Source organism: Acinetobacter sp. YH12023, assembly GCF_013420135.1.
GTDB lineage: Bacteria > Pseudomonadota > Gammaproteobacteria > Pseudomonadales > Moraxellaceae > Acinetobacter > Acinetobacter amyesii.
Genome location: NZ_VOYU01000011.1, coordinates 64,435 through 81,530, shown reverse-complemented (window position 1 = coordinate 81,530; position 17,096 = coordinate 64,435). Strand labels below are relative to the sequence as shown.

The window sequence follows — 17,096 nt, the reverse complement described above, 5'->3', positions numbered from 1 at the left end:
TGGTATAAGGTACTTTTGTACATTATTTGATTAGCATAGCCTGTATAAGGTTGGAAAAAGGTTGGAGACAAGAAGGTTTACAATATTTTTTTTCAGTCTTAAAAACAAAAGCCGGGAAACGGATTTTTAGTCATGAATTGTTGTGAGAATAATGAATGATGATACAGAAGGATTTATCTGAAAAACGACAGAATGTCGAACGGTTAAGGCAGGGCATGAGTCTGTCAAAGCAGCAAAGCTCGCAATTGAATGAGAGCATTGCGAGTTCTTGGCAGCGATCGGCGCAGGCGGAAATTCCGGAAAACCGGAGTGCTGCGCCTTTGGTGAATTTAAGTCCTCAGAGTCAACAGCAGTCGGCATTGCATCACGCGTTGCAACATTGTGCCGAAGATTTAAAACACATTGCCGAAAAGTCGTCGATGGTACTTGCCGTGGGTGATGTAGGTAGCACGATTATTTGGAGTGCGTCGAGTCGGCAAATGCAAAGTGCTGCGGAAAGTGTGCATTTTATTGCAGGTGGGCAATGGCGCGAAGAATTGGTCGGTACCAATGCATTAGCTTTGTCTTTAAAAACCCAACAGTCGAGTTGTGTGTTTTCAAATGAACATTACATGCCATCAGTACATGAATGGGTCTGCTATGCAGCACCGATTATCGATCCACATACGCAGCAAATTTTAGGCGTGGTTGATTTATCCACTGTGTGGAAAAACCACAATAGTTTAGGGCTACTTGCGGCCGAACGCTGCGCTTCGATTATTCAATCGGCTTTACTCGATTTTCAAAAACAGCATTTGTATATTCGGGCCTTTGCTGTGCCGCAAGTGTTATTTAATGGCAAAGTGATGGTGCTGACCCCGCGGCAAATAGAAATTTTGACCATCTTGGCCCTATGTCCGCAAGGCATGACCTTAGATACTTTGCATCAAGCCTTATATGGTGAACGCAAGGTAAGTGTTGGGACTTTAAAAGCGGAAATGTCGCAGCTTCGTGATATTTTGGGCGGTATGTTAGGCTCACGTCCCTACCGTCTATTGGCGCAAGTCGAAGCCGATTTTTTACAAGCCGAGCAAGCTTTAGATGCAGGTTATCTCGATTCTGCATTAAAACTGTGTTCAGGGGTTTTCTTGGCCAAAACCGAAAGTCCTTTTTTAGGGGCATGGCGTGATTGTCTTGAGTCACGATTAAGCCAAGCGATTTTTAATGCCAAGGAAACGGATGTTCTGCTCAAGCATGTCGCGCGTTTTCCTGAAGCCATTGATGCGGTTGAACGCCTGATTGAGCTGATGCCGAGATCACATCCCGTACATCAGACTTTGTTGAAACTAAAACAGTAAGTTGCAATGTAATTCAGGCTATTAAAGGCCTTTATTGGCCAGCCATTGAAAGAGCTGGGTATAGACTTGTTCTCGCGCGGTTTTTTCCGAAAGTACTAAATCATGCAAGCCATTGTGAATGCTTTGAATGGTGACATCGCCTTGAATTTTTTTGGCATATTTTTGGATATCTTTTACACCCAAAATCACATCACTGGTCTGCGCTGCTTTACCCCATTTTTTGGGATTTTTAGTTTGATGTGAATGCATCACTAATACCGGTACATCAATCGTCACACCTTGATGAATTTCCTTTTGAGCTTCATAAATACTGCGGACGAAACTGATGTATACCATTGGATAGCGGGTCTTTTTCCAGTCTAAATTAAAGTCCCATTCACCCTTGAGTTCATGGTGTAAGCTGGCGGTGTACCATTTATTCAGTTCACTTGGGAATTTTAAATTTGGAAAAGTCTTTGCCAATTTACTCAGCTGTGGAATACCCAGTGCGCGTTTCACTGGATTCATGTTGAAATCATAAAATGGGCTGTTAACCCAAAGGGCTTGAATTAAAGGATGATTTTGATGATGCGCCGCATACAAAGTGGTGGTTAAGCCACCGGTAGAATGACCACAGAGCAGCAAGGCATCATGACCTTCATCAGCAATGATCGTTAGGGCTTGATCTATTTCGGCATCATATTCAGACAGTGCATGCACATTATAGTATTTTTGATGCGGGCGGATGGAGCGACCATATTTTCTTAAATCCAAGGCATAAAAGTCGAAACCGTGCTGATTAAAGCGTTCGGCCATTTCGGTTTGGAAAAAATAATCGATAAAACCATGGATATAGAGCACCGCTTTGGAGGTGGGAGCTGTGGCTTTTTTGCGAACCAGTGTGGCAACCACAGGGCCTTCATAATCATCCGGGAAGGTCAGCGTGGCTTGTTCATAGCCTGCGCCCAAAACATCAGGCTGATACTGAATTGGTGAATGGCTCATTATTATACTCATCAATATTATTGGACATTATGCTTTATCCTTGATGAGCCATGAGCTTTTGTCAAATGAATAATCGATGCTGATTTACGAACTAAAAAAAGAGTGACCTCAGTATGAAAGCGACCAATCTATAGTCGCTTTCCTGAAATAAAAGGTGAAATGGATTCAGTTGAGCCTACATTACCAGACTCAAAGGATAATGTAGGCACTTGGGTCACTTAAACATGAAGACCTATTGGGCTTAACTTAAACGGCTGCTTTGAAGTCGACCACAGAGGCATTGGCCTTAAGCGCTGCCTTGAAAATATCAACCACTTGAGCATGAGTCGCTTTACGTGGGTTGGTGAGCATACAGGCATCTTTTTGCGCATTTTCAGACATGATGCTGAGGTCTTGTTCTTTCACACCAAGTTCAGAAAGGCTCGATGGAATGCCAATCGAAGCAGACAGTTCACGGATTGCTGCAATTGCTGCATAAGCTGCTTCAGTCACCGTTAAACCGTCAGTTGGCACACCCATGAGCTGCGCGATACGTGCATAGCGGTCAGGGCAGGCAATCAGGTTAAATTCGCAAACGTGTGGTAACAGCACGGCATTACATACGCCATGCGGCAAATTGTAGAAGCCGCCGAGTTGGTGCGCCATCGCGTGGACATAACCTAAAGATGCATTGTTAAATGCCATCCCTGCTAAGTACTGTGCATAGCTCATCGCATCACGCGCTTCTAAGTTTTCGCCATTGGCTACGGCAGGGCTGAGCCATTCACTGATCATGCTGATGGCTTTTTCTGCACAAGCATCGGTAATAGGATTGGCTGCTGTAGAAACATAAGCTTCGACCGCATGCGTTAACGCATCCATACCGGTTGCTGCAGTGAGCGCCGCAGGTTTCGCAATCATCAGCTTCGGGTCATCAATGGCGATAAGAGGGGTACAACGCCAATCGACAATCGCCATTTTAACGTGGGTGTCGGTATTGGTAATAATACAGAAACGGGTCATTTCTGATGCCGTACCTGCGGTGGTATTAATCGCAATGAGTGGAGTCATTGGGACTGTACTTTTATCGATGCCTTCATAGTCACGAATATGGCCACCGCCCGCAGTCACTAAGCCAATGCCTTTGGCACAGTCATGAGAAGAGCCGCCACCGAGAGAGACAATAAAGTCACAGCCATTGTCATTGTAGGCATCTACACCGCTATGCACGTTGATGTCAGTTGGGTTGGGTTCTGCGCCCGGGAAGATATGACTTTCCACGCCAGCTTCAGTTAAATATGAGGCAATGGTGTCTGCCACACCAAATTTGTAAAGACCGGCATCGGTCACGATAAGCGCTTTCTTTGCGCCAAGATTTTGCGCCTTTGCACCAATTTCTTTAGCACAGCCGGGGCCAAAAAGTGAAACACAAGGGATGTAAAAACCGTTTGTTTGATCTGCAATATTTTTAAAAGCCATGGTGCGATTCCTTCTACCATTCATTGTCATTTGTTATGGGTGATACTCACCTAAACTGAGTATTGCGAGGGATGTTTTAAATTCACACCTACCAAAGACCTACCAAATTTAGGGCTTTGTATTGAACTTATTTAATTGATTGAAATTTAATCATTAATTATTTTTGCTATTTTCTGAGATTCGCTAAAAGTCGTATACATTTAAGCCAAAATAGGCGTTGCTGTGACTAGATGTATGATCGAGTTATCAGATTATAAAATCTAACTAAAACTACTATCAATTTACTAAATGCCCCAAAGCGCTCGAATCAGGATAGGCTATAACAAATAACGAGATAGTCACTTTTGTGCATTTCGCTTTTTGCAGTGCGAAACAAAAGATTAATTAAACGAGTTAAATAATGCCTAGTGAAAATTTGAAAACGAAACGTCCTTTATATATTCCTTATGCCGGAAATACACTTTTAGAACTCCCACTTTTAAATAAAGGCTCTGCGTTTAATGAAGATGAACGTAAGAGCTTTAATTTACACGGTTTAATTCCACACGTTACAGAAAGTATTGAAGAACAAAGTCAGCGTTCTTATCAGCAATATTGTGCATTTAATAGTGATATCAATAAGCATATCTACCTACGCAATATCCAAGATACCAACGAGACGCTGTTCTATCACTTAATTGAAAACCACCTCAGTGAGATGATGCCGATCATCTATACACCAACAGTGGGTGAAGCTTGTCAGCGCTTTTCAGATATTTACCGTCGTCATCGTGGGATCTTTATTTCATATCCTGACCGTGATCATATTGACCAAATTATTCATAACGTGAATAAAAAGAACGTGAAAGTGATCGTTATTACGGACGGTGAACGTATTCTTGGACTTGGTGACCAAGGCATTGGCGGGATGGGAATTCCAATTGGTAAGTTGTCGCTGTACACCGCATGTGGTGGGATCAGTCCAGCTTATACATTGCCGATTACTTTAGATGTCGGAACCAATAACCAACAGCTGTTGAATGACCCGATTTATATGGGATGGAGTCAGCCTCGTATCAGCGGTGAAGAATATTATCAATTTGTCGATGACGTGATTAAAGCCATTCAACAACGTTGGCCAAAAGCGCTGATTCAATTTGAAGACTTTGCACAAAAAAATGCGATGCCTTTATTGGAAAAATATCGCGATAAAATTTGCTGCTTCAATGACGATATTCAAGGAACAGCAGCGGTGTCTGTCGGAAGTTTAATTGCTGCATCACGTGCAGCAGGTAAACAGCTCAAAGATCAAATTGTCACATTCTTGGGGGCAGGTTCAGCAGGTTGTGGGATTGCAGAACAGATCATCAAGCAAATGGTGGCGGAAGGTTTAACCGATGCTCAAGCACGTGCGCGGGTGTTTATGGTCGACCGCTTTGGTTTAATTACTGAAAATCAGCCGAATCTTTTAGATTTCCAACGCAAACTTGCGCAAGCACCGGATAACGTTTCTCATTGGGCAAATGCCGATTCGGTCATTTCGCTATTGGATGTGGTCACACATGCCAAACCGACTGTATTGATTGGGGTTTCGGGACAACCGGGACTGTTTAGCCAAGAGGTCATTGAAACGATGGCTGCGAATTGTGAACAGCCTATTGTGTTGCCACTGTCTAATCCGACATCGCGTGTCGAAGCGGTGCCTGCAGATATTATTGAGTGGACCAAAGGTAAGGCTCTGATTGCGACCGGCAGCCCATTTGCACCAGTGAATTATCACGGCAAGATTCATCATATTTCACAGTGCAATAACTCCTATATTTTCCCGGGGATTGGTCTCGGTGTGATTGCATCTGGGGCGAAACGTGTGACGGAAAATATGCTGATGGCATCTAGTACGGCATTGGCAGACTGTTCACCAAAATTGGCAGATCCAAATGCCGATTTATTGCCAAGTTTGGATTATTTACAGGATATTTCGAAGAAAATCGCATTGAAAGTCGCATTGGCAGCGATTGCTGATGGTGTTGCACCAAATGTCAGCGTTGAAGTGCTCGAACATGCGATTGAAGCGAATTTCTGGAAACCTGAGTATCGTGATTATGTCCGTGTGACCTATTAATTTGGTCTAAAGATGCTGATTGAACAGAATCGATTTTGCATCGGATCGAAAAAATACCCTAATCCAGATTAGGGTATTTTTTTATGTGTAGCGGCATATTATTTTTCTAAGAAATACGAAAAATAATCGTGAGGGTCGTTTTAAATTTTGCGTTTATCGAGCTGGTTGGAAATGTGATCTCCACAGGCTTGAACCAGCATCACGATCGCGACCAAGACCACTATCACTGCCAGCATGATTTGCATATCAAAGCGTTGATAACCGTAGCGGTAAGCAATATCCCCCAAACCACCTGCACCGATAGCCCCTGCAATGGCAGAAGAATTAATCATGGTCACCAAGGTCACAGTAAAGCCCGCTACGATGCCAGGAAGCGCTTCAGGGAGCAGCACATGCCAAATGATTTGTTTGCGATTACAGCCGATGGCTTGAGCGGCCTCAATCAGACCTTGATCGACTTCACGTAAACTCACTTCTGCAATGCGTGCAAAAAAAGGCGTGGCCGCAAGGGTTAAAGGCACGACGGCAGCCCAAACGCCATAACTGGTGCCCACAATAAAGCGCGTGAGCGGAATGAGCGCCACCATTAAAATAAGAAAAGGCACTGAACGGGTAATATTGACCAGCCAACCTAGGGTGTGGTTTAGGCTTTTTGAAGGATAAATCCCGTGTTCAGCACTACACACCAATACGACTGCTAAAGGCAGGCCGATCAGAAAGGCCACAAAAGCTGAAACGCCGACCATCAGTAAAGTATCAATGGTTCCACTAATCAGTAAATCAATGAGTTGATCGTGCATATCCAAGTACCTCAATCTGTGCGATATGGTGTTTAAGTTGTTCAGATAAGGCGTTGATCTCTAAATGGCTGTGGTCTACAGCAACAATCAACGAGCCAATTAAATGCCCTTGAATACTATCGATATGACTTTGATACAGATGTACTGGCGCCTGAAATTGATCAAAAATAAACTTTAAGTCAGGCGACTGTTGTAGTGTCGATTCATATCGTAATTTTAAAATGATTTGATCATTTGAATCTGACGGTTGTGGCTGAATGTCGCTTGGTAAATCAAGTTGTTCAAGGTTGAGTAACTCTTGTGTGATCTGCTGTTGAGGCGTAGAAAACACTTTCCAAACCTGTCCTGCTTCTACAATTTCGCCTTGATCGATCACTACAACCTGATCGCAAATCTCTCGAATGACCTGCATTTCATGGGTAATCAACACAATGGTGATACCAAGCTTTTGATTAATTTCTTTAAGCAAAGACAGCACAACAGAAGTACTTTCTGGATCGAGTGCAGAAGTCGCTTCATCACAGAGTAAAATTTCTGGATGATGAACTAACGCTCGTGCAATCCCAACACGTTGTTTTTGCCCGCCCGAAAGTTGAGAAGGGTAGTGCGCCGCTTTATTTTCAAGACCCACCAGCTTCAGCACTTCATTCACTCGCTGAGAAATATCGGCTTGACTGAAATTGGCGATTTTAAGGGGCAGCGCGATATTGTCATACACGGTTTTGGCAGACATCAAATTAAAATGCTGAAAAATCATGCCAATGCGTTGACGCAGTGCAATCAACTCTGCGTGATTTAAGCTTGATAATTCCTGTTGATGGATGTGAATACTGCCATCACTGATTTGTTCTAAGCCATTCAGCGTTCGAATCAGCGAAGATTTACCCGCGCCGCTTTTCCCAATAATGCCGAATATTTTGCCTTGTGGAATATTCAGATTGATATCTTTTAAGGCATGAACCTGCTGTCCTTGCACATCATAAAATTTATTTAAATTTTTGATTTGGATATGGGGGACGGCAAATTCAACCGATGAACCGAAACTCACCATGAGTGACTCCTTATTTCCAACCAGGGAACCACAGTTTTGCACCAAAATCTGCGTCCAATGCCTGTTTAACTTTAGGTGAGTTTTGATAAATATCGACAAATTTACGCAGTTTATCATCATGATCTACATAGTCATCACGTACGGCAAATAAGATCGCAAAACGCTTATCAGTATTGGAGTCAAACAGTAAGGCATTTTCAGGATCGGCAGTTTTTGCTAGACGTAAATAATGTGGATAGCCAAAAGCCAGATCGACATCATCAATTGCACGTGCCGTTTGAGGGCCTTCCACCTCAATAAATTGAAGCTGTTTAGGATTCGCTGCAATGTCATTTAAAGTCGATAAAAAGTTATCTGGCTGTTTCAGTTCAATGAGCTTGGCTTGCTGTAACAGTTGTAAGGCACGGCCCTGATTGACCGGATCATTCGGAATCACCACTTTGGCTTTATGGGGTAAATCAGCAAAGTTTTTATACTTTTTTGAATACAGTCCGACATGGGTTGCAGCACCGACATCAAAGGCTTTGATTTTAAAATCCGTTTCTTTTTTTGCATTGTCTAGAAACGGCTGATGTTGGAAAAAGTTCGCGTCAATATCGCCGTGGTTTAGGGTGATATTCGGGGTATTCCAGTCCGAAAATTCCACCAATTTCACGTTCAGTCCTTGCTGCTTGGCTTCATCTGCGGCGACTTGTAAGGGTTTAGCAAAAGATGGGCTAATCCCAATCACCAATTCACTTTGATGACTTTTCTTTTGTTGATTCCAAATAACTAAGCCAATCACCAAGATGGCTACGATCACACCAATCAGTGTGAATTTAGATTTTGCTGTTTGTGCCATGGCACACCTCTATATTTCCAAATAATTAAATTTTTTGTCTAAAATATTGTTTTTTAATTGCAGCTTATGCTGTCTCAACGTTTTTAAGTGCTGCCTGAGATGACGTGTCTGAAGTGCGACATCGGTAGCGATGAGCAGGATGTGTCGTCGCTAAATGGTCACCTTGTTGAAACAGTTTTTGCCTTAAACTGCCAGTGTCATACGCAGTTTTATAGCGACCACGTTGCTGTAATTCAGGAATGACCAAACGGATAAAATCTTGATGTGACTCAGGTGCAACGGTGCGAGTCAGATTAAATCCATCGATGCCAGTTTCATCCAAATAATCAATCAACTGTTCTGCAACGTTGGCGCCACTTCCGACAAAGAGCGGATATCGCCCACCTAGAACGTGCTGAGCACGCAAATCTTGGCGAGTAATTTTCTGCTCTTTAAATTTTTGATTGACCGATGCGATGCTATTGGTCTGCTGATACGGAATGGCTTCATCTTCTGCAAAGTTGGCGAGGTTCATCCCAATCGAGCTGGAAAAGTGTGCCAGTCCCGCTTCAGGGTTGGCATAGCGAATGTATTCAGCCAATTTCTCTTGGGCGAGCTCATCGGTCTTTGCAGTCACTACCGTAATGCCTACAAAGAGTTTGATGGCTTGTGGGTCACGACCATGCGCTGCGGTTTGGCTGCGAATTTTTTGTACCTGATTTTTAACTTTTTCTGCGCTGTCTGCACCGATAAACATGCCTTCTGCATGTTGCGTAGCAAAAGCTAAACCACGTGGTGAAGCACCGGCCTGATACAACACAGGGGTGCGCTGTATTGAAGGGGAAACTTGAAATACCCCTTGGCTTTGATAGAACTTCCCTTGGTGTTGAATGGCATGTACTTTTTTGGGGTCGCTAAAGATGCGATGAGCTTTATCTTTTTGAACTGCATCATTTTCCCAAGAACCTTCCCAAAACTTATAGCAAAGCTGCAAAAACTCTTCAGCTTGTTCATAGCGTAGGTCATGATCTTTCAAGCCTTTTTGCCCAATGAGGCGTTCTGCACTGTCTAGATATCCAGTCACGATATTCCAACCGATTCGACCTTGGGTCAGGTGGTCTAGGCTGGCAAATCGACGTGCAAATTGATAAGGCGTTTCATAGCTCAAATTGACTGTTACACCAAAACCTAAGTTTTCAGTGACCGCAGCCATTGCAGAAATCAGGGTGCTGGGGTCATGGCTCGGCAGTTGGATCGACTCTTTAAGTGTGAGATCAATATTGCCTTCATAAACATCATAGACCCCGGTGATATCCGCAATAAATAGCCCGTCAAACAGCCCTTGCTCCAAGGTTTTGGCAAGATCGGTCCAATAGCTCAGTTCATTAAAGCGGTGTGACTCATCGCGCGGATGGGTCCATAAGCCATGATTGATATGCCCGACACAGTTCATGTCGAAGGCATTCAGTAAAATTTTCTTGGCTGTATGTGATTGGGTATCTGCTGTGGTGATTTCGCTCATTACAAGGTCCCTCGACGTGGGGGCAATACGCCATTTAGGAGGTAATTGGCAATGAAGAAATATTTCCAACGCCCTGCATCATGCAAGGTATGGACACGTGCATTACGCCAAAATCGATCTAGACCATCTTCACGCTGACTGCCACGGCTGCCTGCAAGCTCAATCAATTTTGATGCCGCTTTCAGTGCGGTTTCAGTACTATGCGCACGCACTTTCGCGACATCTAGAGAAGCTTTTGCGATGTTTTCAGCATTGGGCTGTGGGCGAGCAGCATCGATGGCACGAGCGGCTTGTTTCAGCAAGACCTCACTGGCGCGAACATCTGCGGCAATGCGACCGAGTTCGTATTTGGTTAAAGGATCTTCGCTTGCAAGATCAAGACCTGAATCAATCCATGGTCGAGCTTGGTGTACGCGGCTCAAGCTTTCTTCAAAGGCTGCGCGGGCTATACCGACTTCAATCGCAGCATGCATAATTTGCGCAAATGGCCCAACCAATGTCGGCTCCGTAAATGCCCGATCAAAGGGAATGACATCTATGGCAGGAACTGCAACTTGGTGAAATTTTACAGAGCCGCTACCCGTGGTGCGCTGTCCAAACCCTGTCCAATCATCGATCAGCTCTAAACCTGTACTTTCACGTGCAATAAAGGCTAAATATTCACGACCATCTTGGTCTTTGACCAATGTGGGAATACGATGTGCAAATAAACTGCCGGTGCAATAAAACTTTTCACCATTCACCACAAAACCATTGTCATGAGGGCGAATCGACGTTTGTTTTTGCGCAGCGGTTTTGGTTTTAAACTCGGCTAAGGCATTGCCAAAACGAGCGCCAGCAAGTACTTCGGCATAAAGCTTTTGCTTTTGTTCAGTTGTGCCGGTGTTACGTAATACTTCTAGTGCATAAAAATGGTTTTGTGGAATTTGCCCAATTGAGCCATCTACACCACTCATAAGCGCAATCACTTGCGCCACGGTATAACTTGAAACTTCGGCACCGCCAAATGCCTTGGGAACTGTGATTGCCCAGAGACCAGATTGACTATAGGCCTCGATTTCATCAAACGGCAGTATGCGTTCGGCATCACGTTGCACGGCATTTTTTCTAAATTGTTCGGCTAATTGTTTTGCAATTTCAAGTGCTTCTGCATCGGACTGAATAATATGCGCAGGCATTGTTGATATGGCCTGTAGCGAATTAATATTTGGAAATGAGGTCATCAGAATTCTCCTTAAATCCACGCATGGCGTGCAGGTAATTTATGATTTAAGTAATAGTCGCCTAAGGTATGCAGCTTCCAGCGCACAGGATCATGTAAGGTGTGTACTCGGGCATTGCGCCAGTGTTGATCAAGGTTATGGGCACTCAAACTTGCACGGCTGCCGCCTAATTCAAGGAGTTTTTCAGAGATCTGTAAGGCTGCATCATTGGCATAGATTTTAGCTTCAGCGACACGAATCGAAGCCAGAGCAGCTTGTTGTTCACTCACCTGATCAAGCTGATCTAATTCATCGAGGTAATCTGCGGCTTCATCTAAAAGTAAAATCGCAGCATCCAATAAAACTGCAGATTTACCCACCTCTTGTAGGGTGTAGGGCTCAAAACTGGCTTTCTCAACTTGTGCATCCACAATCGGACGGGCTTTTTGTACCGCAGAAAGGGTGTCTGCAAAGGCAGCTTCCGCAATCCCCACATCGATCGCGACTTGCATCAATTGTGAAAAGGCACCGCGATACGTTGGCCCTACAGAAAGCTTACGTTCATCAAAAATTAATAGGGGGTCTACTGCTACATGATTCAGTTTGACGGTGCCACTTGATGTTGTGCGCTGACCAAAACCATTCCAGTTATCAATCACTTCTACGCCTGTAGCATGTCGATCAATGATGGTCAGGACAACATGACCTTCAGGGTGAACGGCTTTAATCGCCAACCAATCTGCAAAACTACTGCCGGTTGAATAGAACTTTTCACCATTAACAACATACTTTCCATTTTCAATGCGCAGCGTTGTGTTTAAGGTTTTAGTGTCTTTGGTGTTGCGCTCTGGCCCACCATTAGCTAAACGTTTTCCCTGTAAAATTTCATTAAAAATAAAGGCTTTTTGCTCATCTGTTCCCATGAGGTCAATCATATACAGCAAGGCAATTTGGTTTTGTGGAATTTGGCCCACGCTAGAATCTGCTTTATTGATAATGCGAAAAACCTGCGCCAGTGTCTTGTTGGACACGTAGGCACCGCCAAATTGCTTGGGTATACGAATGCCACCTAAACCTTTTTGACTGAATAAGTCGATTTCTGCAAATGGGAGTAGGCGGTTCTGATCACGTTCATTTCGACCTTCCAAAGCAAAATCGGCAACGTGATAAGCTGCATGAATCGCTTCTAAGTCATTTTCAATAACATGAATATTTTCAGAGATTAAATGAGACATAATGACACCTTTAATAGATATCAAAACGCTACTCGTAAATCCGTGATTCTTTAAATGATGGATTATTCTTAACTTAGCAAAATGTCTGTTTAGCATTTAATCTGCATAAAAAATATGCAAATTTGATAAAATAAGTGTTTGATTTAAAACAATAGATGTAGGAAAAACAACAAGAGGATTGATGATGAAAATCTGGTGTTAGCAACTTTGTAGATATTCAACTTTAAAAATAATATATCTAAGACAGGGGCTTAGCTGTTTTTTTTAATACTTTTTATTAATGGTGGTCAATCAGCTTGAACTCCAATAGATGCTCAATATCATAGAGCTATGCAAAGATTAAAAAAGGGCTATAAATTGATTCAAATATTTTTCAATCTGCAATAAAAAAGCCCCCATCTTTCGATGAGGGCTTTTTGAATTTGGAGCGGGAAAGGAGACTCGAACTCCCGACCCCAACCTTGGCAAGGTTATGCTCTACCAACTGAGCTATTCCCGCGGAGTCTATCCTGTTTTTTTACTAAAAAACTGAATCGAAAAAAATTTGGAGCGGGAAAGGAGACTCGAACTCCCGACCCCAACCTTGGCAAGGTTATGCTCTACCAACTGAGCTATTCCCGCGGAGTCTATCCAATTTTTTAAATAAAAAACCGAATGAAAAAATTTTGAGCGGGAAAGGAGACTCGAACTCCCGACCCCAACCTTGGCAAGGTTATGCTCTACCAACTGAGCTATTCCCGCATAGCCACGTATAATACATTAAGGATTTTTCAGGTCAATAACTTTATGAAAAACTGTGCATCGTTTGCATAAAATAAAAACAATTTGTTTGAAAATTGGAATATTTTTGCAGGTCAAAGGCTTCCATTTTGATGAAATCATGCAATTCAGGCGGTTTCAGCAACTTTGTGACACAAGAACTTCAACAAATACAGGCTATACTAAGACCAGTTGAACTTTTTTTGAATTTGGGAGAGCCGTTTTGAGTTTAGAACAGCAATTAATTGAGCGTCTACAGACATTAGCGCCTACACATCTTGAAGTGGTGAATGAGTCCGCAGGTCATGGTGGTTATTTCCCAGGTAAAGAATCGCATTTTAAAGCGGTGATTGTGAGTGAGGCTTTTGCAGGCTTACGTTTGGTGCAACGTCATCAAAAAGTCTATGCCGCAGCAGGTGATTTACTTAGTCCGGGGCAAATTCATGCCTTGGCCATTCATGCGTTTTTACCTGAAGAGTGGAAAGGTCAAGACACCACTAGCCCTGAATGTGCGCATGCACCAAAGTCATCTTAAGGTAAACCATGGAAACGCAATTAATCATTAAAATCATTCATATGTGTGGCGTGGCTTTAGGCTGTGCCGCCATTTTCATTCGTGCTTTTACGCTATTTAAAGGGACGCAGGGTAATTTACCGAATCCATCAGGTCGTAAGTTTTTTGTTGCATTGCAACATGGCTCAATGGCTTTAATTGCTGTGACAGGAATTATCTTATTGTTTATGAAGAACTTTGATGTGCAGCCATGGTTCTATGCCAAAGTTGTGTTGTTTTTGGCGCTGCTGTCTTCTTTATCTAAAGCGTATAAAAAAGATGACAGTGTTTTATTGGTTCAGCGCCGTGCGGGCTTATTTATTGCAGCTGTTGCACTTATTTTCATCATTACATTGGTTATAATTAAACCAGTTTTTGGATAAATGGCTTATCCACATGGCCGATTTCAAGGCTTGAGTAAAAAAACAAAGATTAGAGGGTTTTGAATGCGTACGCGTGTGGTATTTAACCAAAAAGGTGGTGTGGGGAAATCGAGTATTACGGTCAATTTAGCTGCGATAAGCGCGCACCAAGGTTTAAAAACTTTGGTGATTGACCTCGACCCTCAAGCCAATTCAAGTCAATATTTGTTGGGGGATGATGCGACCTACTCAGCAGATAAACCTGCCTTAGAGCCAAATATTGAAAATTATTTTGATGAAGTATTGGGTTCGCAGCAAAGCAAAGGTTTGTTGGGAAATGCCATTGGTTCGATTTTAAAAAATCGTACTAAAGGTCTAGAAAGCTATGTACATCAATCACCGTTTAAAAATTTAGATGTAATTCCTGCAAGCCCAAATTTGGGTGCATTGGCACATGCCTTAGAATCTAAGCATAAAATTTACAAACTGCGTGATGCTTTGCAGCAGATGAGCGGTCAATATGATCGAGTGTTTATTGATACACCGCCGGCCTTTAACTTTTTTACTTTATCTGCGTTGATTGCGGCAGATCGCGTGCTGATTCCATTTGACTGTGACGTGTTTTCAAAACGAGCTTTACAGACCCTGATCGAAAATGTGTTGGAAACGCAGGATGATCATAATGATCGTTTGGAAATTGAAGGCATTGTGGTCAATCAATTTCAAGCACAGGCGAAGTTACCGCGTGAAGTTGTACAACAACTCAAAGATGAAGGTCTTCCTGTATTGGACAGCATGTTACCGCCTTCAGTGCTGATGAAAGAATCTCATCATAAAAATCAACCTTTAATCCATTTGGCTGCAGATCATAAATTGACGCAAGCCTATCAATCATTGTTCAATGAAATTGAGCAAAAGTAGTATCGAGAAAAGTATGAATGCACTTAAATGTGGTCTAGTTGCTTTCACTGCTGTTGTATTGGGTGCATGTGCAAGTACGCCTAAACCTAGCTATGTTTCACCTACACAGTATCAGTCTTTGAGTTGCCAGCAATTGCAAAGCGAATACAACCGAATCCACGACTATATTCAAAATGGTGTAGAAACACCGAAACGCACGGGCGTCGGTGTGGGTGTCGGCCTCGGTGGTGGCTGGGGCAGTCGTGGAGGTTGGGGCATTGGTCCGAGTATTTCGGTCAATATGGGACAATCTTCAAATACCAAACGTACCGAACTTTCACGTGTTCTAGGTGAGCAAGAAGCGATTGTACAGGCAGCAAAATTTAAAGGTTGTCCGATTATCGTTCGCGCAAATTCGGCCACCGCAGCAAAATCATAAACGGATCATGAGCAGGGGCTCAGGCCTGTGCTATGAGAAAAGTGTAATAAAATTTGTCAGTAGGCGAGGCGTCTACTGGCATTTTTTTTGAGTCAAATAAACTGCACTATTTAGAGTCAATAAAATATTTAAATCTATGAAAAAATTAAATTAAATATCATTCGTAAATTTTAATACCTTCTTCTGGTCTTGAACATTCAGCGTGAGTGCATTGACTTGTACAAGGATAAAACTGACCTAGCGCGTACTTGTTTTTTTAAATTCATTTCGGCTAAGGTGTGCGCTTTGAAACATTGTCTGGGTATTTATGATTGAGAGTTGGCTTTTTGTATTGGCAATGATTGCGGTGATGATGACGCCGGGACCTAGCAATGCACTAATGGCAAGCTCTGCACATCAACAAGGCATTGCAAAGACCTGCATGCTTATTCCTGCAGAATTATTGGGCTATTTCTATGCTATTAATTTGTGGGCGTTGATTATTCATTTAAGCGCTCCAGTGTGGCCGAATTTAATTCATTTACTGCATTTTCTCAGTATTGCCTATGTATTATGGTTGGCTTTTCATTTGTGGAAATCGACGCATTTACATCAGTACAATCAAAAACATCCTTCAATTCAACCACGTGAATTATTCATTTCCTCCTTAAAAAATCCGAAAGCGTTGCTTTTTGCTGCAGGTATTTTCCCGATTGAAACTTGGGCTAGCCCATTAAATTTTATTTTGGTTTTCGCTGTATTTAGTGTGGTTTTGCTGCCTGTTGCGTTGTTTTGGATGTCATTTGGACGGACGATTTTGGCCGGTAAGACCCAAAAAATTAAGGCCGATCTTCTGTATAAAGGATCGGCCCTGATGCTGATTTTATGTATGTTTCCCGTGGTTTTGCGCTTTTTTGCTTAAAGGCGTTCACCACATCAGTTTACTTTTTTAATTTTGCTCGAATAAAACCAATTACACCCGGTAAAACACTAATAATAATGATGCCGAAGATCAGATGGGTGAAGTTATCTTTCACGATTGGCATATTGCCAAATAAATAACCCAAAGTGATAAATGAGCCAACCCAGCAAATCGCACCAATCATGTTAAAAGTCAGGAAGTACTTGTAGTTCATGCTGCCTGCACCTGCGACAAAAGGCGCGAAGGTTCGTGCAAAAGGAATAAAGCGGGCAAAAATAATGGTTTTACCACCATGTTTTTCAAAGAATTTTTGCGTATTCACCAAGTGTTGACGGTTAATGAAGCGTGATTCAATTTCAAAGACACGTGGGCCAATATATTTACCAATATGGTAGTTCAGCGTGTCGCCCAAGACTGCCGCGATAAACAGCAAAATCACCAAAACCCACGGATCCATGGCACCTGTTGACGCAGCGAGAGCACCTGCTGCAAACAGAAGACTGTCACCCGGTAAAAAGGGCATGACGACTAAACCGGTTTCAACAAAAATAATCAGGAACAGAATTGCATAAATCCATACGCCATAATTGGTAATGAACTCGAGTAAATGGTCATCAACATGTAGTATAAAATCAATCAGTTCCATGGGGCTTATATGCGTAAAATAGTGGT

Annotated in this window: 16 protein-coding genes and 3 tRNA genes; 7 read left to right on the top strand and 12 right to left on the bottom strand. The window is 42.8% G+C overall.

Translation table 11 applies throughout. The features are described from left to right. The first annotated feature begins 155 nt into the window (after positions 1-155). Entirely contained in the window at positions 156-1,337 is a 1,182-nt protein-coding gene (locus FTT92_RS12675; protein WP_180161491.1) for a transcriptional regulator, read from the top strand. A gap of 21 nt (positions 1,338-1,358) precedes the next feature. Here FTT92_RS12675 and FTT92_RS12670 read toward each other — a convergent pair whose 3' ends face one another. Both FTT92_RS12670 and FTT92_RS12665 read right to left on the bottom strand, forming a co-directional pair. Next, positions 1,359-2,321, bottom strand: a complete 963-nt coding sequence (locus FTT92_RS12670; protein WP_180161494.1) for an alpha/beta hydrolase — start codon at positions 2,319-2,321, stop codon at positions 1,359-1,361. Positions 2,322-2,567: 246 nt separating this feature from the next. After that, positions 2,568-3,779, bottom strand: coding sequence for an iron-containing alcohol dehydrogenase (locus FTT92_RS12665; RefSeq protein WP_180116324.1), 1,212 nt, complete (start codon positions 3,777-3,779; stop codon positions 2,568-2,570). A 400-nt stretch (positions 3,780-4,179) separates the two neighbouring features. Here FTT92_RS12665 and FTT92_RS12660 point away from each other — a divergent pair, with 400 nt between their 5' ends. Continuing rightward, the gene (locus tag FTT92_RS12660; protein ID WP_180172277.1) at positions 4,180-5,880 is read left to right on the top strand and encodes an NAD-dependent malic enzyme; all 1,701 of its coding nucleotides are present in this window, start codon (positions 4,180-4,182) and stop codon (positions 5,878-5,880) included. Between the two features lie 140 nt (positions 5,881-6,020). On the opposite strand, the gene FTT92_RS12655 is transcribed toward FTT92_RS12660, so the two are convergent. The 9 genes from FTT92_RS12655 to FTT92_RS12615 all read right to left on the bottom strand — a co-directional run bounded on the left by FTT92_RS12655 (position 6,021) and on the right by FTT92_RS12615 (position 13,251). Further along, a complete protein-coding gene (locus tag FTT92_RS12655) occupies positions 6,021-6,680 on the bottom strand; it encodes a methionine ABC transporter permease (RefSeq protein WP_078191524.1) in 660 nt (219 codons plus the stop codon). Beyond that, positions 6,661-7,731: a methionine ABC transporter ATP-binding protein gene (locus FTT92_RS12650; RefSeq protein ID WP_180172276.1), complete on the bottom strand. Its 1,071-nt coding sequence runs from the start codon at positions 7,729-7,731 to the stop codon at positions 6,661-6,663. The genes FTT92_RS12655 and FTT92_RS12650 overlap by 20 nt, the downstream gene beginning before the upstream one ends. 10 nt (positions 7,732-7,741) lie before the next feature. Continuing rightward, a complete protein-coding gene (locus FTT92_RS12645; protein WP_078194065.1) occupies positions 7,742-8,572 on the bottom strand; it encodes a MetQ/NlpA family ABC transporter substrate-binding protein in 831 nt (276 codons plus the stop codon). Positions 8,573-8,636: 64 nt separating this feature from the next. Beyond that, a complete protein-coding gene (locus tag FTT92_RS12640) occupies positions 8,637-10,073 on the bottom strand; it encodes an LLM class flavin-dependent oxidoreductase (RefSeq protein WP_180172275.1) in 1,437 nt (478 codons plus the stop codon). Next, complete coding sequence (locus tag FTT92_RS12635) at positions 10,073-11,296, bottom strand: SfnB family sulfur acquisition oxidoreductase (RefSeq protein WP_180172274.1); 1,224 nt, start codon at positions 11,294-11,296, stop codon at positions 10,073-10,075. The genes FTT92_RS12640 and FTT92_RS12635 overlap by 1 nt, the downstream gene beginning before the upstream one ends. 11 nt (positions 11,297-11,307) lie before the next feature. Continuing rightward, entirely contained in the window at positions 11,308-12,534 is a 1,227-nt protein-coding gene (locus tag FTT92_RS12630; protein ID WP_180172273.1) for an SfnB family sulfur acquisition oxidoreductase, read from the bottom strand. Positions 12,535-12,933: 399 nt separating this feature from the next. Then, positions 12,934-13,009 (bottom strand) — tRNA-Gly (locus FTT92_RS12625). Positions 13,010-13,055: 46 nt separating this feature from the next. Continuing rightward, positions 13,056-13,131, bottom strand: a tRNA-Gly gene (locus FTT92_RS12620). A 47-nt stretch (positions 13,132-13,178) separates the two neighbouring features. Further along, positions 13,179-13,251 (bottom strand) — tRNA-Gly (locus FTT92_RS12615). A gap of 241 nt (positions 13,252-13,492) precedes the next feature. Between FTT92_RS12615 and FTT92_RS12610 the strand changes: the two genes are divergently transcribed. The 5 genes from FTT92_RS12610 (at position 13,493) to FTT92_RS12590 (ending at position 16,424) form a co-directional block, all read left to right on the top strand. Further along, a complete protein-coding gene (locus FTT92_RS12610) occupies positions 13,493-13,804 on the top strand; it encodes a BolA family transcriptional regulator (protein ID WP_078191519.1) in 312 nt (103 codons plus the stop codon). Positions 13,805-13,812: 8 nt separating this feature from the next. Beyond that, a complete protein-coding gene (locus FTT92_RS12605; RefSeq protein ID WP_180024727.1) occupies positions 13,813-14,205 on the top strand; it encodes a SirB2 family protein in 393 nt (130 codons plus the stop codon). A gap of 63 nt (positions 14,206-14,268) precedes the next feature. Continuing rightward, entirely contained in the window at positions 14,269-15,105 is an 837-nt protein-coding gene (locus FTT92_RS12600; RefSeq protein WP_180078998.1) for a ParA family protein, read from the top strand. 13 nt (positions 15,106-15,118) lie between these two features. Then, complete coding sequence (locus FTT92_RS12595) at positions 15,119-15,523, top strand: hypothetical protein (protein ID WP_078191516.1); 405 nt, start codon at positions 15,119-15,121, stop codon at positions 15,521-15,523. A gap of 307 nt (positions 15,524-15,830) precedes the next feature. Beyond that, positions 15,831-16,424, top strand: a complete 594-nt coding sequence (locus FTT92_RS12590) for a LysE family translocator (RefSeq protein ID WP_168378830.1) — start codon at positions 15,831-15,833, stop codon at positions 16,422-16,424. A gap of 19 nt (positions 16,425-16,443) precedes the next feature. Here the strand turns inward: FTT92_RS12590 and FTT92_RS12585 are convergent, their stop codons facing one another. Then, positions 16,444-17,070, bottom strand: coding sequence for a DedA family protein (locus tag FTT92_RS12585; RefSeq protein WP_078191514.1), 627 nt, complete (start codon positions 17,068-17,070; stop codon positions 16,444-16,446). Positions 17,071-17,096: the final 26 nt, after the last annotated feature.

Bases quoted from the DNA above. Each gene is read 5' to 3' on its own strand.
- FTT92_RS12675 (WP_180161491.1), top strand. From the start codon at position 156: ATGATGATACAGAAGGATTTATCTGAAAAACGACAGAATGTCGAACGG.
- FTT92_RS12670 (WP_180161494.1), bottom strand. From the start codon at position 2,321: ATGAGCCATTCACCAATTCAGTATCAGCCTGATGTTTTGGGCGCAGGC.
- FTT92_RS12665 (WP_180116324.1), bottom strand. From the start codon at position 3,779: ATGGCTTTTAAAAATATTGCAGATCAAACAAACGGTTTTTACATCCCT.
- FTT92_RS12660 (WP_180172277.1), top strand. From the start codon at position 4,180: ATGCCTAGTGAAAATTTGAAAACGAAACGTCCTTTATATATTCCTTAT.
- FTT92_RS12655 (WP_078191524.1), bottom strand. From the start codon at position 6,680: ATGCACGATCAACTCATTGATTTACTGATTAGTGGAACCATTGATACT.
- FTT92_RS12650 (WP_180172276.1), bottom strand. From the start codon at position 7,731: ATGGTGAGTTTCGGTTCATCGGTTGAATTTGCCGTCCCCCATATCCAA.
- FTT92_RS12645 (WP_078194065.1), bottom strand. From the start codon at position 8,572: ATGGCACAAACAGCAAAATCTAAATTCACACTGATTGGTGTGATCGTA.
- FTT92_RS12640 (WP_180172275.1), bottom strand. From the start codon at position 10,073: ATGAGCGAAATCACCACAGCAGATACCCAATCACATACAGCCAAGAAA.
- FTT92_RS12635 (WP_180172274.1), bottom strand. From the start codon at position 11,296: ATGACCTCATTTCCAAATATTAATTCGCTACAGGCCATATCAACAATG.
- FTT92_RS12605 (WP_180024727.1), top strand. From the start codon at position 13,813: ATGGAAACGCAATTAATCATTAAAATCATTCATATGTGTGGCGTGGCT.
- FTT92_RS12600 (WP_180078998.1), top strand. From the start codon at position 14,269: ATGCGTACGCGTGTGGTATTTAACCAAAAAGGTGGTGTGGGGAAATCG.
- FTT92_RS12595 (WP_078191516.1), top strand. From the start codon at position 15,119: ATGAATGCACTTAAATGTGGTCTAGTTGCTTTCACTGCTGTTGTATTG.
- FTT92_RS12590 (WP_168378830.1), top strand. From the start codon at position 15,831: ATGATTGAGAGTTGGCTTTTTGTATTGGCAATGATTGCGGTGATGATG.
- FTT92_RS12585 (WP_078191514.1), bottom strand. From the start codon at position 17,070: ATGGAACTGATTGATTTTATACTACATGTTGATGACCATTTACTCGAG.